The 23809-nt window shown below is 47.7% G+C and carries 18 protein-coding genes; 6 read left to right on the top strand and 12 right to left on the bottom strand.

Going from position 1 to position 23809, the window contains the following annotated elements; genetic code table 11:
- Window positions 1-59 precede the first annotated feature (59 nt).
- The 8 genes from EWA64_RS14740 to gyrA all read right to left on the bottom strand — a co-directional run bounded on the left by EWA64_RS14740 (window position 60) and on the right by gyrA (window position 9877).
- Entirely contained in the window at window positions 60-1133 is a 1074-nt protein-coding gene (locus EWA64_RS14740) for a DUF1513 domain-containing protein (RefSeq protein WP_061893944.1), read from the bottom strand.
- Entirely contained in the window at window positions 1123-2160 is a 1038-nt protein-coding gene (locus tag EWA64_RS14735) for an imelysin family protein (protein WP_425315131.1), read from the bottom strand. The genes EWA64_RS14740 and EWA64_RS14735 overlap by 11 nt, the downstream gene beginning before the upstream one ends.
- A gap of 22 nt (window positions 2161-2182) precedes the next feature.
- Window positions 2183-3565, bottom strand: a complete 1383-nt coding sequence (locus EWA64_RS14730; protein WP_061893943.1) for a di-heme oxidoreductase family protein — start codon at window positions 3563-3565, stop codon at window positions 2183-2185.
- Window positions 3566-3651: 86 nt separating this feature from the next.
- The gene (locus tag EWA64_RS14725; RefSeq protein ID WP_061893942.1) at window positions 3652-4914 is read right to left on the bottom strand and encodes an imelysin family protein; all 1263 of its coding nucleotides are present in this window, start codon (window positions 4912-4914) and stop codon (window positions 3652-3654) included.
- A gap of 179 nt (window positions 4915-5093) precedes the next feature.
- Complete coding sequence (locus EWA64_RS14720; protein WP_139045649.1) at window positions 5094-5693, bottom strand: GTP cyclohydrolase II; 600 nt, start codon at window positions 5691-5693, stop codon at window positions 5094-5096.
- Window positions 5694-5918: 225 nt separating this feature from the next.
- Window positions 5919-6095, bottom strand: coding sequence for a hypothetical protein (locus EWA64_RS14715; RefSeq protein WP_039444264.1), 177 nt, complete (start codon window positions 6093-6095; stop codon window positions 5919-5921).
- Window positions 6096-6675: 580 nt separating this feature from the next.
- A complete protein-coding gene (locus EWA64_RS14710; RefSeq protein ID WP_061893940.1) occupies window positions 6676-6921 on the bottom strand; it encodes a hypothetical protein in 246 nt (81 codons plus the stop codon).
- Window positions 6922-7198: 277 nt separating this feature from the next.
- The gene (gene gyrA / locus EWA64_RS14705; protein WP_061893939.1) at window positions 7199-9877 is read right to left on the bottom strand and encodes a DNA topoisomerase (ATP-hydrolyzing) subunit A; all 2679 of its coding nucleotides are present in this window, start codon (window positions 9875-9877) and stop codon (window positions 7199-7201) included.
- A gap of 287 nt (window positions 9878-10164) precedes the next feature.
- Here gyrA and ubiG point away from each other — a divergent pair, with 287 nt between their 5' ends.
- The 4 genes from ubiG to EWA64_RS14685 all read left to right on the top strand — a co-directional run bounded on the left by ubiG (window position 10165) and on the right by EWA64_RS14685 (window position 15114).
- Window positions 10165-10872, top strand: coding sequence for a bifunctional 2-polyprenyl-6-hydroxyphenol methylase/3-demethylubiquinol 3-O-methyltransferase UbiG (gene ubiG, locus EWA64_RS14700; protein ID WP_061893938.1), 708 nt, complete (start codon window positions 10165-10167; stop codon window positions 10870-10872).
- Between the two features lie 467 nt (window positions 10873-11339).
- Window positions 11340-13622: a class 1a ribonucleoside-diphosphate reductase subunit alpha gene (nrdA, locus tag EWA64_RS14695; protein ID WP_061893937.1), complete on the top strand. Its 2283-nt coding sequence runs from the start codon at window positions 11340-11342 to the stop codon at window positions 13620-13622.
- Between the two features lie 80 nt (window positions 13623-13702).
- Window positions 13703-14836, top strand: coding sequence for a class Ia ribonucleoside-diphosphate reductase subunit beta (gene nrdB / locus EWA64_RS14690; RefSeq protein ID WP_061893936.1), 1134 nt, complete (start codon window positions 13703-13705; stop codon window positions 14834-14836).
- Entirely contained in the window at window positions 14836-15114 is a 279-nt protein-coding gene (locus EWA64_RS14685) for a 2Fe-2S iron-sulfur cluster-binding protein (RefSeq protein ID WP_039444250.1), read from the top strand. The genes nrdB and EWA64_RS14685 overlap by 1 nt, the downstream gene beginning before the upstream one ends.
- Window positions 15115-15216: 102 nt before the next feature.
- On the opposite strand, the gene EWA64_RS14680 is transcribed toward EWA64_RS14685, so the two are convergent.
- Entirely contained in the window at window positions 15217-16452 is a 1236-nt protein-coding gene (locus EWA64_RS14680) for a CinA family nicotinamide mononucleotide deamidase-related protein (protein WP_061893935.1), read from the bottom strand.
- A 172-nt stretch (window positions 16453-16624) separates the two neighbouring features.
- On the opposite strand from EWA64_RS14680, the gene EWA64_RS14675 reads away from it, so the two are divergent.
- Both EWA64_RS14675 and EWA64_RS14670 read left to right on the top strand, forming a co-directional pair.
- Window positions 16625-17536 carry a DUF3943 domain-containing protein gene (locus EWA64_RS14675; RefSeq protein ID WP_061893934.1) on the top strand — a complete coding sequence of 304 codons (912 nt, stop codon included), beginning with the start codon at window positions 16625-16627 and terminating at the stop codon, window positions 17534-17536.
- Between the two features lie 195 nt (window positions 17537-17731).
- Window positions 17732-18244 (top strand): glycine cleavage system transcriptional repressor, encoded by a 513-nt coding sequence (locus EWA64_RS14670; protein ID WP_061894098.1) that lies wholly within the window; start codon window positions 17732-17734, stop codon window positions 18242-18244.
- A 92-nt stretch (window positions 18245-18336) separates the two neighbouring features.
- Here EWA64_RS14670 and nspC read toward each other — a convergent pair whose 3' ends face one another.
- From nspC to EWA64_RS14655, 3 genes are all read right to left on the bottom strand, one after another.
- A complete protein-coding gene (nspC, locus tag EWA64_RS14665; RefSeq protein WP_061893933.1) occupies window positions 18337-19470 on the bottom strand; it encodes a carboxynorspermidine decarboxylase in 1134 nt (377 codons plus the stop codon).
- Window positions 19471-19547: 77 nt separating this feature from the next.
- Entirely contained in the window at window positions 19548-20792 is a 1245-nt protein-coding gene (locus tag EWA64_RS14660) for a carboxynorspermidine synthase (protein ID WP_061893932.1), read from the bottom strand.
- Between the two features lie 15 nt (window positions 20793-20807).
- The gene (locus EWA64_RS14655; RefSeq protein WP_061893931.1) at window positions 20808-23687 is read right to left on the bottom strand and encodes a pyridoxal phosphate-dependent class III aminotransferase; all 2880 of its coding nucleotides are present in this window, start codon (window positions 23685-23687) and stop codon (window positions 20808-20810) included.
- Window positions 23688-23809: the final 122 nt, after the last annotated feature.

The following is a 23809-nucleotide window of genomic DNA, read 5'->3' as shown; positions in this document are numbered from 1 at the left end:
CATAGGCTAAGTATGGCAAATTTCGTCCGGGTTACGAGCGCAAAAGTGAGAAGTTTTTTTTAAACAATTTGTGACCAGTGATTATCCCATTGAATATTCGACTGGATTTCTCTTCGACCTTGCTCAATCGAAGTGGTCACAACTGTGCCAGCACCTGAACTGACACGAAATTGATCTTGATACACAACCACACCGGAAGCGTCAGGCAAAGCCCCCAGTTCCACCAGCTTGCCACTCTGTTTGGACCAGATACCGTAGCAACTGCCCGGCGGAGATGTGGCAAGAATCCACTCAGACGTGGCGGCAATACTGGCAATGTAGTGGTTGAACCTCGCCCACTGCTCTGGCTCTGCGTACAACGACACCATCTCCCTCCCGCGAGTGTGCATGGCCAGCAATGACGGGTACTCGTCTGGCTCACCGCGATATTGCTGACCACACAGCACCGTATCGCGGCCGTCATGCGCAAGATGGCGAATGCTCAGTTTGGGATCGGCTAAAGTCACTTGGTCGAGCAACTCACCATTTTGCGCTAAGTAACTGAGGCTGGGTCGCATACTCGCTAAGTTGAGCGGCTCACGCCCATTGGTATGCACACCGCCAACGCCGATCACTAAGGTGCCATCAGGCATGATGATCACTTCGTGCGGGCCAATGCCAAACCCACTCAGCTCGTCGACTTTCTGATAATTATGCTGCACATCATAGACGCCGATGATGCCACGGCTGGTGCCGCGCTCTCCTTCGGTGGCAAACAAGTAGTTTCCGTCTAGAGAGTAAACACCGTGTCCGTAATAGTGACGATTTTCTGCTGCCAAACTAAGATGACGCATTTCCCCGCACTGATAATCGAACACCATGAAGAAACTGCCCGGACGCCTTGCAAAAACCGCCGCGTGCCCCGCCCGATTCGTCGCCACGCCATGTCCGCGCGCCGGAAGCGGCAATTGATGCAAAGGGTAGCCATATTCATCCGCCACCACCGCACTAAACTGCTCACGCCCGGTAATGGCACAGCCAATTAAGGCTGGTTTTGACGCAGCCAGAGACGCACAACCAAAAGGCAAAACGGGCGTTACTATGCCTGCTAAAGCGGCTTTCAGCAGGCTTCTGCGTTGTAAATCAGTCACCATCTGTTGCGTTAAACCCTATCACTACGCCCAACTCCACCGCCACCTCATCATGAATGACGTACTTCAACTGCTCGAGCTTATAATATTGCGCTAATGCTAGGCGGTAGCCGTCCTTCGTCGGCAATGCACTAAATAGGCTGCGCTCTTGCGGCCAAGTGGCCAGCATAGTATCGAACTGATTCAGCACACGATCCGCCAGATCCTGCTTGCCCATTTCGCGCAACATCGCATCCAAACCATGCCCATGAGCAACATACAGTTGACGAAGTGCCTCGATGTTCGCTTTCAAGTTAGAAAACGAAGTTTCAGAGCGCCAAGATTCCGCAAAATAAGGTCGTGGCTGACCAATATTTGCCAGTGGACGCGCCATTTTTTTCATCGCGTATTCGAGCTGATTCGACAGCAGCGAAATGTATTCTGACCGCCACTCTCTATCATCCAAAGCCACCCACGGATTACGTTGCCAAGCCGTAGCGATTTTGGCTGCATTGCGCTTAAGATTATCGGCAATCGCCACACCAGTGTCGCAAGTCTGCGGATTGTTTGATAAGTTAGATTGGCTATCGTAGAGCAACCATTCCAGCGCCCCCAAGCCCTGCACAGTCACGCTTTGTACCGCTATCTCATCCACCGACCAACTCTGCTCACGGTGGATCAAGGCAGACATTTTTACTCCAGTGGTATTTTTCTTGTCGGGCCAAAACTGTACGTTCCAGCTCTGTTCCAGTGCCGCAGCCGGGCCTCTTTCCTGACCTTGCAGAGCCATCCAACTGAGCATGGTTTGATGCCACCGCTGGCGCACTTCGCTGGCTTTCTGCGTCGGCGCAGAACAATAATCAGCAAACGATTGAGAGAGCAGTTCGGTTTGGCGATAAAACTGCTGAGCCGCGGCAAACTCCACTTCGTAAACTGCTTGGCTAGCATGATGTGTTTGCTCTGCTTTCTTCTCCATCTGCGAGTCGAACGACTCGCATCCCGACATGGTGACAAGCGTGCCCGTCATGAGCGCAATGAAAGAATATTTCACACTAAAATTCCTATAACGATTCTTATAACGAATTGAGGAAAGCGATCAAAGCGTCTCTCTCCGCTTTGCTCATCGCCAATACTTTTTGTTTCGCGGCTTCTGCTTCACCACCATGCCACAACACGGCTTCAAGTAGATTGCGAGCTCGCCCATCATGCAAGAAGTAGGTATGGCCATTAACCTCTTGCGTATAACCAATCCCCCACAGTGGCGGCGTGCGCCATTCGCGGCCATTAGCCAGAAACTCGGGGCGATTATCCGCCAATCCTTCGCCCATATCGTGCAGTAGCAGATCGCTGTATGGGTGGATGGTTTGCTGCGATAAGGCCGGTAAATTCGGTCGTTTGGCTGTCTTCACCTCTTTTTTATGGCAGATCTGACAACCCACTCGCTCAAACAAAGCTGCACCTTGCTGAACCTGAGGATCGAGTAAGTTCCTTCGTACTGGGACTGCGAGATGCTGTGAATAAAATTCAACAAAAGCGAGGATATTATCGCTAACCTCTGGCTCACCACCGTTTGGCAGTGTTTCACACAGTGCTTGCTTTGCGGTGCAGTTTTCTTGTGGAAAGAGACGACTGGTTAGGCCAATGTCTCCATTGAACGCGGCGGCATTTTGCTGCATCAGACTGGGTTGCCCCGCCTTCCAACCAAAGCGCCCAATGGCGAAATCTTGCTTTTGTACATCCCAAACGCGGTTGAGTTTACCTGAGATGCCATCGTGATTGGCGTCATCCGGATCGGCCCATTGGCGCAGTGTCTCTTCCGGGATGCTTTCCAGCAAGCCAAGACCGATCATGGGCGGCGCAACTCGGGCAGACAGCATGACAGCAGGATGCATTGCCCCGTATCCCAACTCGCCGATTGTCACATGGGGTTTACGCAGCACCACCTCACTGCCATCTTGGAACCTGACTGGCACGGGCGAATAGGTGACTATGATCTTGCCCTCTGCTTTTTGATCCGGCAAGGCAAAATCTTGTAATTGATCGCCATAGGTCGGCTCTGGCACCACTCGCCCTTTGAGCAAGGCTTGTTTTTGCTTATCCGTCTGTACGGGAATGCTGAGCCGAACCAGCATTGAGACGGAGTGCGAGTCACTGGCTTCAGGTGGGTGGCCGCGGCCATCTTTGATATGGCAATTTTGGCAGCCATTGGTATTAAAAAGCGGACCGAGGCCATCTCTCGCGTCCGTTGAAGCAGGCGCTTGAACCCAAGGATTACGGAAGAAACTGTTTCCTACACTAAAATCCAGACGTTCACTCATCGGCAAATTTGCCGCTGGCAAGGAAAAAGCGTTTGGCCCCTCTTTTCTTACGCTAGTGTCGCCGCCCGATTTTTCGTTCTCTGCAAACACAGCACCTGAAATGGACAGCACTAAAAGGCTCAATAAATAAGACTTCATCGATCACTTCCTGAAAAAACAGGTTGTTATTCTTAAATAGCAAAGGGCTCCAAAAAAGAGCCCTGAAAAACATCATGCTGTGCTGATTAGAATTCGTGGTCAGCGGTATCTGGGTTGAGGCTGTCAATACCCACAATACCTGCCGCACGTTCAATGGCTGAGGTTTGCGCCACGAGTGACATGATGGTTGCATTGACTAACGCATGGCCCTGCGTGTTGCCAGCTGCAATCAGTTGATCAAAATGCTGATTATTTTTTTCTGCTGAAGTCACTAACTTACCAACTTGTGCACGAGTCACATCAAACTGCTTTTGGATCTCTTTTGCCGCTTGTGGATCTTTTTGCTTCACCAAGTCATGCAAGCTTGGACCTGAGAGTAACGTGCCATCAGCGCGTTTGTACAGCCCAGTATAAACGTTGTAGATGCCTTGTTCGTTGTAGTAGTGCGAGTTGTGCGTGTTGTCCGAGAAGCAGTCGTGCTCATCTTCAGTAGAATTGGCTTCCAGCGCCACCTTCATACGCTCGCCCGCTAGCTCACCGAGAGAGAGAGACCCCATACCAAACAGCATCTTACGTAGACCATTTTCGCTCGATTCTGCAAGCAACTCTTGGCGATAGTTTCCTTTACCTTCGGCAGACCACTGCTTTTCCATCCACTCAAGATCTTGCACTAGAAGCTGTGCTGCGGCTTTTAAGTAAGCACCACGACGGTCACAGTGGCCGTTAGTACATGCCTCACCCACAACAAAGTCTGTGTACGCACGTTGACCCGCGCCAGCGTTGGTGCCGTTGAGATCTTGTCCCCAAAGCAAGAATTCAATCGCGTGGTAACCTGACGCTACGTTTGCTTCAGAGCCACCGACTTCGTTTAAGTCTGCAATCAACTCTGGGGTGATATTCGATGCATCCAAGGTGCTGTTGCCAATTTTCAGCATGGTATTGGCAATAATATTGGCTTTGGCGCCTTCATTACCCAGTTCATGTTGGTAATCCGCTGCTACGTAGTCAATCAAACCTTCGTCAAGTGGCCAAGCGTTTAACTGGCCTTCCCAGTCATCCACGACTGCATTACCAAAACGGAACACTTCTGACTGCTGGTAAGGAACGCGCGCGGCAAACCAAGCTTGTTTTACTTCGTTGAGTTTTGCTTCTGACGGCGCAGAAAGGAACTGTTCTACTTTTCTTTCAAGTACTTGTGCCGTGGTTAGTGAATCAGCAAAAACCGCGTGCGCAATGTCAGCATAGTGTGCAACGACCTGTTGTTGAGTGACATTTGCCGCCAGCGCGCCGCCACTAGTAAGCAAGATTGACGCGGTAATAGAGTGGAGCAAGAAGTTCTTGGCATTCATTGAAAGCATCCTTGTTGAGCATTTGTTAATATTATTGGTAGTGCTAACTATTCTCATTTGCACTTTTGTTGCTGATCATACAAATTTACATTTTTTTTGCAAGCCAGAAACGAAAAAAGCCCCAATTTAGTGAGGCTTTTGTTAGAAAGTTGGATATCAATCAATGACCAGCGCTTGTCTCAGTCAACTTTAAGGTTGTGTTTGCCATGCGAGACTTTGGCACGTAAGTAGTTTTCGTTGCCATCTTTAATATGCGCAGAGGTGTTGACCACTTCAACAATCTCAATCCCATATTCTTTCAGTTCACGAATTTTCTTCGGATTATTTGTCACTAAACGTATCTGTTTCACCCCAAGCGCTTCAAGCATTTGTGCCGCTTCAGTGAAGTCACGCAAGTCATCACCAAAGCCTAAATGATTATTGGCTTCGTAGGTATTCATCCCTTGGCTTTGCAACAAGTAAGCATCAATTTTGTTGTACAAACCAATACCACGTCCTTCTTGGCGCAAGTAGAGGATAATTCCACCAGATTGCCCCATGCGAGTGATCGTTTCTTCGAGTTGTTCACCACAATCACAGCGTGAGGAGTGAAATACGTCGCCCGTCAGACACTCTGAATGCATTCTCACTAACGGTACCGACTGAGTCTTGTCGGCTGACTTAAAAATCACCGCGACATGTTCTTTGTCGGAGTTAAGACCGCGAAACGATAAAATCTCCGCATCAATATCACTTTTTGCGCCGACTTTAAAATCGACCCTGGCTCGAACTTCCGCCATACCTACACTCACTTGATTTGTTAATTTTTGTCTATCTGATATTGCATACATGATCTGCTCTCACTTATAGGCCAAATATGAGGTCTGATACTGAGAAATTCAACATACGGATCACAAATGAATTTTTTGTTATATTATAACAATTCAACCTCGTGGCAACCCTTAGGCGTAAAAAAAACCCAAACAAAAGTTTGAGGTTCATCTGATGTCTTACTTTCTTTTATCTTAGTGAGTTTGGTTTTTCTTCCAAACCACCAACTCTATCCATGCGGCTTCCAGCTCGCTGAGTTCTTCTTCTGTTAATACCGCTAACGTTGAAGTCGATTGAGACACAGCACTAGACTGTAGAGAATAAATCTGTGAATAGAAATCTTTTTTTAGTTGAGTTTTGACTGTATCCACTGCGACTACCCTATCAGCACACGTACTATTACCAGAAATAAAATCGTTAATTCTCAAAAATAATAACAGCTTGCATGATAATTGTACAATTAATTATCGACAATGGAATAGTCATCACATTATTTTTCAACTTCGATCTTGATCTTATTCTCCTTACAAATGATCCCTATCTAGCGTGCGATGTTTTTGATCTTTTACTGAAGAAAAGATCGCATTCAACCCTGAGGTATTTTCCTAAGACAAAAGAAATTTCGTTGCCACAAGAGTCATTTAAATTGCTTCTCTGCACTTTACTAAAGCAATCCTACGGAGGAAAAATCATTTAATTCAAGCAAATAAATACAGGTCCAGCGCTCTATTTAGACTGACGATTTAGCCCCTTACTGGACGAAGAAAGGCCACCCTCTCAGTTTCACCAAGCTCAATAGCAAGATCAAAAAGACAGCAAGAATTGATCTTCCATCGCATATGGAATGATCTTTTCTCGTAATTCCCCTATTGTATTTCTTATTTAGCGCTGAAAATTAGATTAGATCATCAAATAAGATCTTTATCGATCCAATAAAATAGCATTATTAGCTTACTCTGGTTGAAACCATTGCAAAAGTTCAATGGCTAAAAAAGTATCGCTATGAATATGCGCGATCATAAAGATCAATAAAATCAGAGCAAAAAAGTAATTAAAGCGATTAACCCACTTCTGTTTCGCTAAACGACAGCCACTATTTGCTAATTTGACCCCGACCAAAGCAAAAGGGTAACCAATCAGCAGTGCCATCATCACTGCCAGATAGGTCGATAGTGAGGAAGCAGCTTGCAATTCCATATGTACATCTCCTGCGCAAAAGCAGTTACTTTCTCTTACTGCTTTTTCCTATAAGTGCAGGCTATCAGATTAAAAGGCGAGCGAGCGGTTTTAAGCTCAAGAAATGTCGGAATTACGGGGTTGGGTTCCAAAAATAAGAAAAAGCGTCCAGTTGCATAACTGGTATTTTGCCAAGCCGTTCACTTTTCGCTGGAAAATGGGAGCAAAAATTAAAAGCCGGATAGAAAACTACCCGGCTTTTATCAATATACGCTTGTTTTCTCAACAAGAGAGCGCGTTATTCCTGCTCGTCTTGAGCATCATCGACAACCACATCAGTCTCTTGCGCTTCATCGCCTTCTAGCGATTCCACCTCTTCGACTTCTTCGATACGTTGTAGACCAACCACCGATTCGTCTTCTGCAGTACGGATCAGGGTGACACCTTGAGTGTTACGGCCCACTTGGCTCACTTCCGCTACACGGGTACGAACCAGTGTACCGGCATCGGTGATCATCATGAACTCGTCGCCTTCGTCAACTTGAACCGCACCGACAACGCTGCCGTTGCGTTCAGAGACTTTGATCGAAACCACGCCCTGAGTACCACGACCTTTGGTTGGGTATTCAGACAGGCTGGTACGCTTACCGTAACCATTTTCAGTGACGGTTAGCACGTCACCTTCTGTCTTAGGTACGATGAGCGATACGACTTGGTCACCATCGGCCAGTTTCATGCCTCGTACACCCGCGGCAGTACGGCCCATAGGTCTTACGCCTTTGAACTTGATCTCTGGCTGACCGTTTTCATCCAGCACAGGTTGACCATGTTCATCGACAACTGCGGTTTCCTCAGATTCTTTAAAGCGCACTACTTTGCCGAATTTAGAGAACAGCATAATTTCGCTTTCGCCGTCAGTGATATCCACACCAATCAGTGAGTCATCATCACGTAGGTTAAGCGCGATAAGACCGTTTGCACGAACGTTAGAGAACTGATCAAGCGAGGTCTTCTTAACCGTGCCGTCTCCAGTTGCCATAAAGATGTATTTGTCTGCGCTGAATTCTGTTACTGGCAGAATAGCAGTAATACGTTCATTTTCTTCCAGCGGCAACAAGTTAACAATCGGCTTACCGCGAGCCGTACGGCTTGCGAGAGGCAATTGATACACTTTCAAGCGATAAGTTTTACCACGAGTGGAGAAGCAAAGAATGTTATCGTGCGTGTTGGCCACCAGAAGACGCTCGATATAGTCTTCATCTTTCATGCGTGTGGCACTCTTACCTTTACCACCGCGACGCTGAGCTTCGTAGTCGCTCAGTAACTGGTACTTCACATAGCCTTCGTGCGACAGTGTCACAACCACATCTTCACGAGCGATCAGCTCTTCCATGTCGATATCGTGAGTTGCCGCGGTAATTTCAGTACGACGAGCATCGCCAAATGCATCGCGAACCGCTTCTAGCTCTTCACGGATCACTTCCATCAAACGCTCAGTGCTGGCAAGGATATGCATCAGTTCAGCGATTTCTTCAAGGAGTGCTTTGTACTCATCAAGGATCTTCTCGTGCTCAAGGCCAGTTAGCTTGTGCAGGCGAAGATCAAGGATAGCTTGCGCTTGTTGCTCGGTCAGGAAGTACAGGCCATCACGAATGCCGTATTGAGGCTCTAGCCATTCAGGACGAGCCGCATCGGTACCCGCGCGCTCCAGCATCGCCGCTACATTACCCAGTTCCCAGCCACGTGCAATCAGGCCTGCTTTTGCTTCTGCCGGTGTTGGCGCTTGACGGATCAAATTAATGATTTCATCAATGTTGGCCAAAGCCAGCGCCAAACCTTCAAGAATATGGGCACGCTCACGCGCTTTGCGCAGTTCAAAAATGGTACGGCGAGTAACCACTTCACGACGGTGATCAACAAAACACTTCAACATCTCTTTCAAGTTGAATAGCTTCGGTTGTCCGTTGTCCAACGCAACCATGTTGATACCAAACGTCGTTTGCAACTGAGTTTGAGCGTAAAGGTTGTTTAGAACCACTTCACCCACAGCATCACGCTTACATTCAATAACAATACGCATACCGTCTTTGTCAGACTCGTCGCGCAGTGCACTAATGCCTTCGACTTTCTTCTCTTTTACTAGCTCTGCAATCTTTTCAATCAAGCGAGCTTTGTTCACTTGATATGGGATCTCAGTAACGATGATGGTTTCTTTGCCATTCTTCTCGACTTCGATATCCGCTTTCGAACGCATATAGATTTTGCCGCGCCCTGTTTTGTACGCGTCAACAATGCCTTTGCGTCCGCTAATCAGCGCAGCCGTCGGGAAATCTGGGCCTGGAATGTAGTCCATCAGCTCATCAATCGTGATGGCTTCGTTATTGATATACGCAAGGCAGCCATCAATCACTTCCGTCAAGTTGTGCGGAGGAATGTTAGTTGCCATACCTACGGCGATACCGGACGAACCGTTGACCAGCAGGTTAGGAATTTTGGTTGGAAGCACCGCTGGGATCTGTTCTGTACCATCATAGTTAGGCACATAATCCACGGTTTCTTTATCTAGGTCTGCTAGAAGTTCATGGGCAATTTTCGCCATGCGAACTTCGGTATAACGCATTGCCGCTGCGGAGTCACCATCGATCGAGCCAAAGTTTCCTTGGCCATCGACCAGCATATAACGAAGCGAAAACGGCTGTGCCATACGAACAATAGTATCGTATACCGCACTGTCACCATGTGGGTGATATTTACCGATTACGTCGCCGACTACACGGGCAGATTTTTTATATGGTTTATTCCAGTCATTGCCTAGCACACTCATCGCGAACAATACGCGGCGGTGTACTGGTTTTAGGCCATCACGCACATCTGGAAGAGCACGACCAACGATAACGGACATCGCGTAGTCGAGGTATGAACCTCTCAGCTCATCTTCAATGTTTACGGGCGTGATCTCTTTAGCTAGATCGCTCATAGAGCCATTATCCCTCTATTTTCTGATCGTATGTACAATACGTTTAAGGTGCAAAAATATAACACACAATTCCCCGTTGCGGCATCCCTTTCCCTTTCCTTTTATCAGGTTGTGAGGTTGGTTGTGAATCAATTGCAGAGAAATTGCACATTATTTCTCTATCACGCTGATTGCAGGTGATTATTTAGCCATATTCAACCAAAAATGCCTTTCCCTATGGAGGAAAAGAACGATGGCGTTATAATGCGCCATCTTTTCACGGAAGCAGCACAGCGCGGACGAAGCATATGAATAAAACACAAAACGTTGATCCAAATGAAATCAGAAAGTTTGAAGAGATGGCTTCCCGTTGGTGGGACTTAGAGGGCGAGTTTAAACCGCTCCACCAGATCAACCCTCTGCGTCTCGATTACGTGCTCGAAAAAGCGCAAGGTCTGTTTGCCAAGAAGGTATTGGATGTTGGCTGCGGCGGTGGCATTTTGGCCGAAAGCATGGCTCGTGAAGGGGCGATTGTCACTGGCTTAGATATGGGTAAAGAGCCACTAGAAGTTGCCCGTTTGCACGCTTTAGAAACGGGTACCAAACTGACTTACGTGCAAAGCACCATTGAAGACCACGCCGAACAGCATGCTGGCGAATATGATGTCGTGACCTGCATGGAAATGCTGGAACACGTGCCGGACCCCTTGTCGGTGATTCAGTCTTGCGCGGCATTGGTTAAACCCGGTGGCCACGTTTTCTTCTCGACACTCAACCGCAATCTCAAGTCTTATTTGTTCGCGATTGTCGGTGCGGAAAAACTGCTGAAGATCGTCCCTGAGGGCACACACGACCATGAAAAATTCATTCGTCCCTCAGAGCTCATCAAGATGATTGACCAAACCGATCTCTGTGAACAAGGCATCACAGGTCTGCACTATAACCCGTTGACTGACAGCTACAAGCTCGGACGCAATGTTGAGGTCAACTACATTGTCCACACGCAAAAATTCTGATCTCGATGTCGCTATAACTTCATTGGCAGTAGCATAAATCTACTGCCTTTTTTAGTTGTTCACTGCGCCATTTTTGTGCTTTTGCTTCCAATTTGAACAATCCAATATCGGCTTACAAAATGACTGAAAGATCAAGAAAAATATTTTTGCAGACGGTTAAGATTGAACCGATCCAAAATTGTCATTTTTCTCTACTCAATTGAGCTCTTTTGTCATCGGTAAGTGTTTACTTACTGTTTTTTTCGATTTCACCACTTATCCACAAGTCATCCCAAGGCTATAACTTGAAATGACCTGCCAATAGCACTATCTTGTTACCCGCAAACCGTAGTGCCCCTATATGTTGTGTTTGTACTACAATATATAGATAGACTTTGATCACAAAGCCGTAACGATATTTACAATCGTTTCAGAAGAAAGATTCAAAAATGCGGCTTTAATCAGTTTTCTTAGGGAAATAAAGCAGAATGAACCAACAACTTACCGTCACCAAGCGTGATGGCCGTAAAGAAAATATTGATCTGGAAAAGATCCACCGCGTCATTGCTTGGGCCGCCGAAGGCCTGCAAAACGTCTCTGTCTCTCAAGTCGAGTTGCGTGCGCACATCCAGTTTTACGACGGCATCACCACGTCTGATATTCATGAAACTATTATCAAATCTGCGGCAGATTTGATCTCCGAAGAGACGCCAGATTACCAATACCTAGCGGCTCGCCTAGCGGTGTTCCACCTACGTAAGAAAGCGTATGGCCAATATGAGCCACCAACGCTGCTTGACCACGTGACGCGCATGGTTGAACTGGGTAAGTATGACAAGCACATTCTACAAGATTATACCCAAGCAGAACTCGCTGAACTCGATAGCTACATCGATCACAAACGTGATCTCGATTTTTCTTATGCAGCGGTAAAACAGCTCGAAGGTAAGTACTTCGTACAAAATCGCGTAACAGGTCAGATCTACGAAAGTGCACAGTTCTTGTACATTTTAGTCGCCGCCTGTCTGTTCGCTAAGTATCCTCACGAGACCCGTTTGTCTTACATCAAACGTTTCTACGATGCGACGTCGACGTTTAAGATTTCGCTGCCGACGCCAATCATGTCTGGCGTGCGTACCCCAACTCGTCAGTTCAGCTCATGTGTACTGATTGAATGTGGTGACAGCCTAGACTCAATCAACGCGACTGCCAGCTCTATCGTGCGTTACGTTTCTCAACGTGCAGGCATCGGCATCAACGCAGGTCGTATCCGCGCGCTAGGTTCTGAAATTCGTGGTGGCGAAGCATTCCATACAGGTTGTATCCCGTTCTATAAGTACTTCCAGACAGCGGTAAAATGTTGTTCGCAAGGTGGCGTTCGCGGCGGTGCGGCGACGGTATTCTACCCGCTTTGGCATGGTGAAGCGCAGTCTCTGCTGGTGCTGAAAAACAACCGTGGTGTGGAAGAGAACCGTGTTCGTCATATGGACTACGGCGTGCAGTTGAACAAACTCATGTACCAACGTCTGGTTGAAGGCGGCAATATTACCCTGTTCTCGCCATCCGATGTTCCTGGGCTTTACGACGCTTTCTTCCAAGATCAGGCCGAATTCGAACATCTGTATGTGAAATACGAAAACGATGCCTCGATTAAGAAGACCACCGTCAAAGCGATCGAGATGTTCTCTTTGCTAATGCAAGAGCGCGCCTCAACTGGCCGTATCTACATTCAAAACGTTGACCACTGTAATACACACAGCCCATTTGACGCCGAAGTGGCGCCAGTACGCCAATCGAACCTGTGTCTGGAAATTGCGCTGCCAACCAAACCTCTGAGCAACGTGGAAGACGACTCTGGTGAGATCGCTCTTTGTACACTATCGGCATTTAACCTTGGTGCCATTAATTCGCTGGATGATTTAAAAGAGCTGTCTGAACTGGTGGTACGTGCATTAGATGCACTGCTCGACTATCAAGATTACCCACTACCAGCGGCTTACAAGTCAACTATGAACCGCCGTACTCTGGGTGTGGGTGTAATTAACTACGCATACTATTTGGCAAAACATGGCGTGAAGTATTCCGATGGCAGCGCCAACGGTTTGACTCACCGCACTTTTGAAGCCATTCAGTACTACCTACTGAAAGCCTCTGTGGCGTTGGCCAAAGAGCAAGGTCGATGCCCACTGTTCCATGAAACCAACTACGCAAAAGGTCTGCTGCCGATCGATACCTATAAGAAAGATATCGACCTTATCTGTGATGAGCCTTTGCATTACGATTGGGATGCACTGCGCGTTGAGATCATGGAGCATGGTTTGCGTAACTCTACGCTTACGGCGCTGATGCCTTCAGAGACCTCTTCTCAGATCTCCAATGCCACCAACGGCATCGAGCCACCACGTGGCTATGTGTCAGTCAAAGCGTCTAAAGATGGTATCTTGAAACAAGTTGTTCCCGATTTCACAGAGCTGAAACACAACTACGAACTACTTTGGAACATTGGGGCTAATGATGGTTACCTACACCTTGTGGGCATCATGCAGAAGTTTGTTGACCAAGCGATTTCTGCCAACACCAACTACGATCCATCGCGTTACGACAGCGGCAAAGTGCCAATGAAGAAACTGCTGCAGGACCTGCTCACTGCATACAAGTTTGGTGTTAAGACGCTTTACTACCATAACACGCGTGATGGTGCGAAAGACGAACAAAAAGATGCGGTTCAACCACAAGATGATGATTGTGCGGGCGGCGGTTGTAAGATCTAACCCGCGTAAAAACACCATCCATAAAGACAGATTATCGAATACCTCCCTTGCGGGGGAGGTATAAAAGGAAATGAGGCACTATGGCTTACAGTACTTTTAACCAAACAAAAAATGATCAACTCAAAGAACCGATGTTCCTAGGACAATCGGTCAACGTTGCTCGTTACGATCAACAGAAATTTGAGATCTTCGAAAAGCTGATCGAAAAGCAGCTTTCTTTCTTCTGGCGTCCTGAAGAGGTGGATGTATCAAGCGATCGCATCGACTACAACAAACTGCCCGATCATGAAAAGCATATCTTTATCTCAAACTTGAAGTACCAAACCCTGCTGGATTCGATCCAAGGCCGCAGCCCAAACGTGGCACTATTGCCACTGGTTTCGCTGCCAGAGCTGGAAACATGGATTGAGACTTGGTCGTTCTCAGAAACGATTCATTCTCGCTCGTACACCCATATTATTCGTAACATCGTCAACGATCCGGCGATCGTCTTCGATGATATTGTAGAAAACGAACACATTCTCAAGCGCGCCAAAGATATCGCGCATTTCTATGACGACCTTATCCAGTCAACGAATGACTACCACCGCTATGGTGAAGGAACGCACACCATCAACGGTGAAAGCGTCAAAGTTAGCCTGTATGATCTGAAGAAAAAGCTATACCTATGTTTGATGTCGGTTAACGCGCTAGAAGCGATTCGTTTCTACGTCAGTTTTGCCTGCTCGTTTGCTTTTGCTGAGCGTGAACTGATGGAAGGTAATGCAAAGATCATCAAGTTGATTGCTCGTGACGAAGCGCTGCATCTTTCTGGTACGCAGCACATGATCAATCTACTGCGTAACGGCCAAGATGATTTTGCCTTCCTACAGATCGCCGAAGAAGCCAAACAAGAGTGTTTTGATCTCTTCAAAGAAGCCGCTGAGCAAGAGAAAGAGTGGGCTGAATATCTGTTCAAAGACGGTTCTATGATCGGCCTAAACAAAGATATTCTTTGTCAGTATGTAGAATACATCACCAACATCCGCATGCAAGCAGTCGGTTTACCGATTGCTTACCCAGCAGCGACGTCGAACCCAATTCCTTGGATCAATGCTTGGCTCTCTTCTGACAACGTGCAAGTTGCCCCTCAAGAAGCGGAGATCTCCTCCTACTTGGTTGGCCAAATTGACAATGAAGTGAGCATTGACGACTTCGAGGGCTTCGAACTCTAATGCCGAGGATCAAAATCAACAAACTCGTCAGCATCGAGTCGAACCGCTCCAACACGATTTTGGAGACGATGGAAAGCGCAGGGCTGCTGCCGGAATACAATTGCCGTGATGGCCACTGCGGTGCCTGTCGCTGTACGCTCGACGCAGGCGAAGTCGAGTATGTTGGTTTTGCCATGGCTTACACACAAGGCAACGAAATCCTGCCCTGCATTTGCAAGGCCAAGACCGATGTGGTGCTGAGCCAAGTCAATTACAGCCTCAAAGAGAAACGCGCCTAGTTGGGCGTCCTTTCTCACCAGCCATGATATTGGCCAGCGGTGATACGATAAAAAGCCGGGTTTGTTCACCCGGCTTCTTTTTTACACGACGTCTTACTGCGCTTATTTCACCACGCTACTTGGCAAAAACATCTCTTTGGTTTTCTTCAAAGAAAAATAGTCACCAAACATGGGTTTGCGTTCTAAATAGCGACGCAGCAAATCGGCGGCAGCGGCACTGATGATTTTCACCGCTTCTTTTCGTCCATATGGGCGGTTAAACTCCAGTACCATCCCCCATTCGCCCCCGTGCGCAGAAAGTGCGATGGTGAATTGATTCTCGTCCATTCGCCCTGTGACTAAGGCAATGTCAGTGGCGCACTTTTCTCGCGTCGCCCCAGCCAATGCAAAGGTAGATGCCAGTGGGTTACTGTGATCAATCGCTTCACTGTCTCGGGTCGACAAAATCCAGCTATGACCACTTTGCCGACTGATCTGTTCATCGCTTTGCAGCCAACTGGTTAAATAGCCAAAACTGCACTGTTCCGCCGTTGCCAGCGTCAACCCTTTCTCCACCAGTAAATGCCCTAAATGTTCAAGCATCGGCTCATCCACGCTCACCACATTCGCTTCAAGCAACTTGTAGATAAGTTGCATCACTCTGACGCGTTCTTCTAACGCATCCTGAGGACCAAACAGTTTCACTTCAATAAAGGGCAAGTAAGAGCGGTAACCCAGCTCATAGCCGACGGGTAGTTTCAAACTGTCTAGCTTGTCTGATATCGCAGACTCAGACAGGCCAAAGGTGTACAAACGACTGCACTGGAAAGCAGCATTGTTTGGCCAATCACGTTGCAAATCAGGCAAAATTTGCTGCTCTACCATGACTTTGAACTCTTTAGGCACACCGGGGGTGAAATAAAACACCGCGTCATTGATCAGCATTTTAAATCCACAGGCAGTACCGATTGGGTTATCAATAATTTGTGCACTTTCAGGGAGCATGGCTTGTTTCAAGTTGCTTTCAGGCATTTTACTACCACGCTGGCTATACATCGTTTCCATGCGCTGTAGCCATTCCTTGAACAAAACCAGTTTACAGTCAGCAGCTTGTGCCGCCGCGGCGGAACTCAAATCGTCCGAAGTGGGGCCTAAACCGCCGTTAACAATCACAACGTCATTGTTAAAGCTCAGCATCAGAAGCTCTTCGGTAAGAGCAGATAATTGATCACCAACCGTGGCACGTTTCACCATAGCAAAGCCATGCTCATACAAGTAGCTAGAGAGCCAGGCGGCATTAGTGTCGACAATATCGCCGTGAAGCACTTCTTCACCGGTACTCAACATGGCAATTTTCACGATCTTTTTCCTCTTTCTCGCTGCTTTGTTAAGCAACCCTATGAATTTTCTTTTTTTAGACCCGAAGCGGTGCACTTTGTTTCGGATAAATTTGTGGCAACTGTTTCCATCCCCAGAAGATTCAGGGATAATCGTGCGCTTAATTATTTACGAATATATACTGGAGACATTCGTGCCAAAGCCATTACCTCTCACAAAAGCTTTGAGTGGACTTCTTCTTACCGCTTCTGTTTCAGCCCAGGCTAATCAGTTTGATTTCAGTAAGCACACAGAAACTACCTACGCAACGGATTGTCTTCAAGAGTACTGCGTTAACGATGGCTTGTATAGCTTCAACAACGCCCAGCTTCTCTCTCTAGATGAGAGTGAACCCAAGCTCGATCTTGATGCCAACACCCAGCCTAAGTATTTGATCGTCCCGCAAGATAAAGACTGGGATTATTTGATGGGCCAAACCTACACCATCTTAGGCTTAAGTGTAGCAACCGTCGGCTTGATGACCTTATTGCCGCAAAGCATCACCAAATGGGATGACGACTCGCGCGATCTGAGCAACTTAGGAAGTAAGTGGAAAGACAACGTCACCTCTGGGCCAGTCTGGGATAGAGATGAACACGTCTTGAACTACATCATGCACCCCTACTTTGGCGGCGTGTACTATACGGCAGCACGCCACGCAGGCTACAACGAATTTGAGTCATTTCTTTATTCCGCCACCATGTCGACTTTTTTCTGGGAATATGGTGTAGAAGCGTTTGCGGAAGTGCCCTCTTGGCAAGACATTTTTATCACACCCTTTTTTGGCGCGGTAGTCGGTGAAATGATGCTTGAAACGGAACAAAGTATTTTAGCCGATGGTGGCGAAGTGCTCGGTTCCAAAACCGCTGGCGATGTGTCGCTTTTCTTCTTAAACCCTGTCGGTCATATTCATCACTGGGCATCAAACCTGTGGGGTGGCAGTGCGGACGTGAGCTTCACCTCCAACCCTTGGTTTGGTAACCAAGACGCGGCGAAATTTGCTTTAGACGCAGGCTACGCCTATGACAATCAGTTTTATGGTCTGGACTTTAAAGTCACGTTTTAACTAAACACTTTGCAAGAAAGCGGCTAACGAGCCGCTTTTTTTGTGCTCTTTTACAGAGTTTTTAGGATGGCTTGTCACATTCATTGGAAAATATGACCTCCATCAAGTCAGGCAGGTTGGCAAAACTTCTACACTGAATCTGAAAAGGATTATTTCTGTGAATCAATGAGTTGTTTGATGTATCAGGGGGAAATTATGAACAGTGTATTCATCGTGAGTTTCATCGGCAAAGCGTCACCGACGACCATCAAACAGTTAGCGGCAATCACGCACGAGAATGGTGGTAAATGGTTGATTAGCAAAGTCAACTTTATTGAAGAGCAAGTAGCAGCAGTGATCAAAGTTGAGTTACCCAAACAAAATGAAACCTTGGTCAAAGAGGCTTTTTCCGCCCATCCAGAGTTGGTTGTGCAATTTGTTGATACAGATTTAACAGCCAATAAAAGCGATACGATCCATCAGTTACGTGTCGATTCCAACGACCGAGCGGGCATCGTCAATGAGATTACTCATGTACTCGACAATCAAGGTATTAGTATTCTCGATATGGACTGCCAACGCGTATTTATTGCTGGCGGTGGTGGTGTCAGTTCGAGTCTGTTTACCGCAAACCTAGCGATCAAATTACCGGGTGAAGTCGACATTGAAGACGTTGCTAACGAGCTTGAATCACTGAGTGAAGATACGCGGGTCATGGTAGAGTCATAATCACTTCGTTCTCTAATAACCCTGCTACAGGTACAAAAAGAGCAGCTCAAAAGCTGCTCTTTGTTTTTTGGGGATCCATCGGCTTTAACCAGTTAGCTCACCGACCACAACGACAGAGAACGCTTGAAATCTTCATAGCCAAACTCGTTGAGTTTTTCGATCTCACCACTGGCACGTTCACAGTAAACCGAAGGCATTTTCAGACCGTTGAACCAATTCAATTTCACCATGGTATAACCCGCACTATCGAGAATGTGCAGTCGTTGGCCAATTTCGAGTGGCTTATCGAACTTAGCCACACAGAACTGATCGCCAGCAAGACAAGAGCAAGAACCAATCACGTACTCGTGTGAACCCGTGTCCGATGCCTCAAGCACTGACGCTGGCTCTTTGTAAATCAAGGTATCCAGACGGTGCGCTTCGGTAGCAGAATCGACGATAGCGGTTTTCATACCGTTCTCAACGATATCGACCACAGTCACCACCAGATCGGTTGTTTTGGTAATGATCGCTTCACCCGGCTCCAGATACATCTGCACGCCATGTTTTTCTGCAAACGCCTTAAGTGCCAAGCCCAGTTTTTCTACATCGTAGCCCGGCCAGGTGAAGAACACACCGCCGCCCATGCTGACCCAATCAAGCTTGTCTAGGTATTGACCGAAACGCTGTGAGATTGAATCCAACAAAGCAATAAACGCATCAACATCTTTGTTCTCACAGTTCATGTGGAACATAACGCCGTTGATGTTCTCAAATACCGCCGGATCAATGTGATCCGCTTGTACGCCGAGTCGAGAAAATTGACGTGCTGGATTTGCCAGATCTTGCCCCGCGTAGCTGACACCGGGGTTAAGACGCAGGCCAATCGACGCTTTACCTTCCACGATGTGACGATAGGCCGCTAACTGAGATTGCGAGTTGAAGATGATCTTATCGCACATATCGGCCACTTCACGCACGTCTTCTTCACTGTAGCCAACGCTGTAAGCGTGCGTTTCACCGCCAAATTTCTCATAGCCAAGTTTCACTTCAAACGGACCAGAGCTGGTCGTGCCATCCAAATAAGGCTTGATGATGTCAAACACACCCCAAGTGGAGAAACACTTCAGAGCGAGAACCAGTTTAACGCCTGAGATCTCTTTCAGTTGTTTGGCAATTTCCAAGTTTCTGATCAACTTCGCTTCGTCAATCATGAAAAATGGCGTCTTCAATTGTTCTTTATTCATTGTTCAATCACTTTAACGGAATAAAGCCGGCGCAAAGCACCGGCTTGAGTTCATTACTGAAGATTCTTAACGCACACTTATTTCAGTGTGTGAATGGTCGGTTGTCCCGGAACCAGTTCCTGGACATCCCAGCTCAAACCAATGCTTGGCATGGTTTCGAGGAATGAATCTGGGTCAAGCTGTTCTAAGTTGAACACACCTGCATCCGCCCATTCACCACGGAAGAACTGCAACGCTGCGGTGATCGCTGGCACACCCGTGGTGTAAGCAATCGCTTGATGCTCCACATCTTGGTAAGCCACTTCGTGATCCGCATTGTTGTAGATAAACACGCTGCGCTGTTTGCCATCCTTTTTACCCTGTACCCAAGTACCAATACAGGTTAGCCCCGTGTAGCCCGGTGCAAGAGATGTCGGATCTGGCAGCATCGCTTTTAGAACTTGTAACGGCTGAACCACAGTGCCGTCTTGCAGCGTTAACGGCTCTGGGCTGAGCAGGCCGATATCTCGCATACAGTTGAAGTAGTTCAGGTAGCGGTCACCAAAACCCATCCAGAACTCGATGCGTTTCGCCGGAATGTACTCTTTCATCGAGCGAACTTCATCATGCGCCATGGAGTACACTTTGAAGTTCCCACATTTCGGAAAATCGAATTCCATCATACGGCTGTGGCATGGTACGCGTTTCCACTCTTCGTTATCCCAGTAAAACGAGTCACCTTGGATTTCCAAAAGGTTTGTTTCTGGGTCGAAGTTGGTCGCGAACTTCTTACCATGATCACCGGCGTTGATGTCCATCACGTCAATGGTGTCGATTTCATCAAACAGATGCTTCACCGCGTAGGCAGCAAACACCGACACCACGCCCGGATCAAAACCCGCACCAAGAATGCCGGTGATACCTGCTTCTTCGAACTTCGCACGGTATTTCCACTGTTCGTCGTACGCTTCAGGGACTTGCTGTCCCTCACTGCATAGGTCGACGGCCACAGACGTATCAAGGTAAGAAACTTTCGCTTGGTAACACGCTTCCATAATGGTCAGGTTTACCCAAGGAGGTCCAGCGTTGATAACGAGATCAGGTTGAACTTCCTTGATTAGTGCAACCAGTGCATCCACATCATCAGCGTTAACAGCACGAGCTTGTAGTTTCTTACTCGAATCTTTCAGGTTGTTACGACCATGAATCGATTCAATGATCTTTTCGCATTTGTCTAGCGTGCGAGAAGCGATAGTAATATCACCCAGAACATCGTTGTTTTGTGCTGCTTTGTGTGCAATTACCCAGCCTACGCCGCCTGCACCAATCTGTAAAATTGCCATTGTTTTCCGTTACCTTTATTGCGCTAGCTCTTCCGCTAGAGTGTTGATTTTAGATAGTAAAGCTTCAAAATCTGAAATCTTCAGACATGGGTTAAGAATCGTAAACTTCAGAGCAGTCTTACCATCTACAATCGTTTCACCCAGGACCGCTACACCACGAGTCAGTGCTTCCAGTCTTAGCGTTTTATTCAGTTCATCCAGATCCGTTCCGTTAGTTGCACGGAATAGAACGGTGGACAGCGAAGGTTCTGCCAGTAGCTCAAAGCCTTCATGGTGACGAACCAGATCAGCCACTTCCAGTGTCTGAGCCAGAATGTGGTCGTACATTGCACCCAGTGCTTTCGGACCGACGCTCTGCATAGTCATAAAGACTTTCAATGCATCAAAGCGTTTTGTTGTTGCCACAGATTTGTCAACCAAGTTTGGCAACTCATCATGTTCGCGGTTTAGGTAGTCAGCGTGATGAAGCAAGAAAGTGAAGTTTTGCTTATCATTCACCAACAACGCACCACAACTGATTGTTTGATAGAACAATTTGTGGAAATCCACGCTCACAGATTGTGCGCGCTCCACACCTTTTAGACGTGGTTTCTGGCTACTGAGGAGCAGCGCACCACCGTAAGCGCCATCGACATGCATCCACATGTCGTGCAGCTCTGCTACGTCAGCAATTGCATTAAGATCGTCAATAGCACCGTGGTCGGTGGTACCTGCCGTGCCAACCACCGCAAATGGGATCAATCCTTCTGCTTTGGCTTGCTCAACGGCTTCAGCTAGCTTGCTGACATCCATAGTGCCGTTTGGATGTGCATCAACGGTCAGGACTGCTTTTTCACCTAGGCCCATCCAAGAAGCGGATTTTTGTACTGTGAAGTGCGATTTCTTCGAACAAACGATACGCAGCTTATCGGCATACTCAGGTAAGCCAAGCTTTTGGATGGAGTGGTTGCTCAGCTTGTTGGCAATCCAATCGCGCGCCAACATCAGACCCATTTGGTTACTTTGCGTACCGCCACTGGTAAAGATGCCGTCAGCTTTATCGCCTAGTTCATACTTATCACATAGCCAATCAATCACTTTCTGCTCAACATACGTTGCCGAAGAAGATTGATCCCAAGAGTCCATGGATTGGTTTAGCGCCGCAATCATGCTCTCGGCAGCCACCGCAGGCATCAAAGGAGGCGTATGTAAGTGTGCGATACAGTCTGGATGCTGAGTGAAAATCGAGTTTTTCGCCACCAGCTCCGCCGTTTCGTCAATCACCGCTTTCAATGACGCGTTTTTGTTGTCTAGATCAACGGCATAGATCGCTTGCTCAAGTGCTTTCGGATCCATTCCTGAGTACGGGGCGCTGACTTGTTCAAACACCGACTTCATTGCTGCTGTGGTGTGATTCATCACAGAGGCAAACTCTTTGCTGCCATTGGCACCCGTGTGGATGAAGTGTTTTTTCCATTCAGGGTTCTGTTCTGCTTCAACACGTTCACCGCCCGCAGCAAGAATCGCTTCTTCCAGCACACGTAGAGCAAAATCGATCTGCTCGAAAGAGATGATCAACGGTGGAAGGAAACGAATCACAGAGCCGTCACGACCGCCTTTCTCAACCATCAGGCCGCGCTCCAGCGCCGCACGCTGAATCGCCAACGTCAGTTTGCCATCCGAAACAGGCTCACCAAATTTGTTGAGTTCACTGCCTGGCTTGCGAATTTCCACACCCAGCATCAAGCCTTTACCGCGAACTTCAGCGATACAGTTCACACGTTGTTGGATTTTCTCTAGTCCGTGACGCAGGTATTGACCCGCCACGTTGGCATGTTCAACCAGATTATCACGAGTAATGATCTCCAGTGCTTTCGCGCCAGAAACCATCGCAAGCTGGTTACCACGGAAGGTGCCCGTGTGCTCGCCAGGACGCCAGGTATCGTGCTGCTTGTTAATAACCAGCAAAGACATCGGCAGACCGCCACCAATGGCTTTAGAAAGGCACAGAACATCTGGCACAATGCCCGCTTCTTCAAACGCAAAATTGTAGCCAGACTTACCGACACCGCATTGAATTTCATCGAAAATCAATAGCATGCCGTGTTCATCACAGAGACGACGCAGTTCGCGCAACCAAAATGCAGGCGCAGGGATCACACCGCCTTCGCCTTGAACTGGCTCAACGATGATGGCTGCAGGCTTCATGATGCCCGCTTCATCATCATTAAGAAGACGCTCAATATAACGGATGCTTGCTTTCGCGCCCTCATCACCACCCAGACCAAACGGGCAGCGCAGGCTGTAAGGGAACGGCATAAAGTGAACATCAGACATCAAGCCAGTACGGCGGGCTTTGGTATTTAGGTTACCCATCATGCCCATGGTGCCGTTGGTCATGCCGTGGTAAGCACCACGGAAAGCAAACATGGTGTTGCGACCTGTCGTCTGCTTCGCCAGTTTGATAGCCGCTTCGACCGCATCCGCGCCCGACGGGCCACAAAATTGAATGACACAGTTATCACCCAGCTCTTGTGGCAAGAAACCTTTCACTGTTTTGATAAAGTTGGTTTTCGCCGTAGTTGCGATATCCAGCGTTTGATATGGCAGACCCGAGTCCAACTGCTCTTTTAGCGCTTGATTAATTTCTGGATGGTTGTAACCCAGCGCCAAAGTACCCGCACCCGCCAGACAGTCAAGAAAGATCTGACCACGCGTATCCTCAACTAAACAGCCGAACGCTTGCTTAATCGCAATTGGGATACGACGAGGGTATGAACGCACTTCAGACTCGTGTGCAGCTTGATCAAGCAGGACTTGATCCGGAGTTAAATCGTAAGTTCCCTCAACAACAGGAACTTGGGAAGAAAAAATTGTAGCGATAGCGTTAGTATCGACTTCAAAGGCGGTGCTCATACATTTTCCCTTGAAACAAAAAATGATTCTCGCCCCCTGCGCACTGTGTAGCTTTTTAGTACGAGATTGGGACATGACCAAGCCTTCCGATTGGGTCTAAAAAGACGGTTACGGAATAGCGA

It is taken from the genome of Vibrio cidicii (assembly GCF_009665415.1).
Classification (GTDB): domain Bacteria; phylum Pseudomonadota; class Gammaproteobacteria; order Enterobacterales; family Vibrionaceae; genus Vibrio; species Vibrio cidicii.
This window is presented reverse-complemented; position numbering and strand designations above follow the sequence as displayed.

Coding starts and splice junctions, on each gene's coding strand:
- EWA64_RS14685 (WP_039444250.1), top strand. CDS start 14,836: ATGCCGAGGATCAAAATCAACAAACTCGTCAGCATCGAGTCGAACCGC.
- EWA64_RS14710 (WP_061893940.1), bottom strand. CDS start 6,921: ATGGAATTGCAAGCTGCTTCCTCACTATCGACCTATCTGGCAGTGATG.
- EWA64_RS14655 (WP_061893931.1), bottom strand. CDS start 23,687: ATGAGCACCGCCTTTGAAGTCGATACTAACGCTATCGCTACAATTTTT.
- EWA64_RS14725 (WP_061893942.1), bottom strand. CDS start 4,914: ATGAATGCCAAGAACTTCTTGCTCCACTCTATTACCGCGTCAATCTTG.
- EWA64_RS14660 (WP_061893932.1), bottom strand. CDS start 20,792: ATGGCAATTTTACAGATTGGTGCAGGCGGCGTAGGCTGGGTAATTGCA.
- EWA64_RS14670 (WP_061894098.1), top strand. CDS start 17,732: ATGAACAGTGTATTCATCGTGAGTTTCATCGGCAAAGCGTCACCGACG.
- nrdB (WP_061893936.1), top strand. CDS start 13,703: ATGGCTTACAGTACTTTTAACCAAACAAAAAATGATCAACTCAAAGAA.
- gyrA (WP_061893939.1), bottom strand. CDS start 9,877: ATGAGCGATCTAGCTAAAGAGATCACGCCCGTAAACATTGAAGATGAG.
- ubiG (WP_061893938.1), top strand. CDS start 10,165: ATGAATAAAACACAAAACGTTGATCCAAATGAAATCAGAAAGTTTGAA.
- EWA64_RS14730 (WP_061893943.1), bottom strand. CDS start 3,565: ATGAAGTCTTATTTATTGAGCCTTTTAGTGCTGTCCATTTCAGGTGCT.
- nspC (WP_061893933.1), bottom strand. CDS start 19,470: ATGAATAAAGAACAATTGAAGACGCCATTTTTCATGATTGACGAAGCG.
- EWA64_RS14740 (WP_061893944.1), bottom strand. CDS start 1,133: ATGGTGACTGATTTACAACGCAGAAGCCTGCTGAAAGCCGCTTTAGCA.
- EWA64_RS14720 (WP_139045649.1), bottom strand. CDS start 5,693: ATGGCGGAAGTTCGAGCCAGGGTCGATTTTAAAGTCGGCGCAAAAAGT.
- nrdA (WP_061893937.1), top strand. CDS start 11,340: ATGAACCAACAACTTACCGTCACCAAGCGTGATGGCCGTAAAGAAAAT.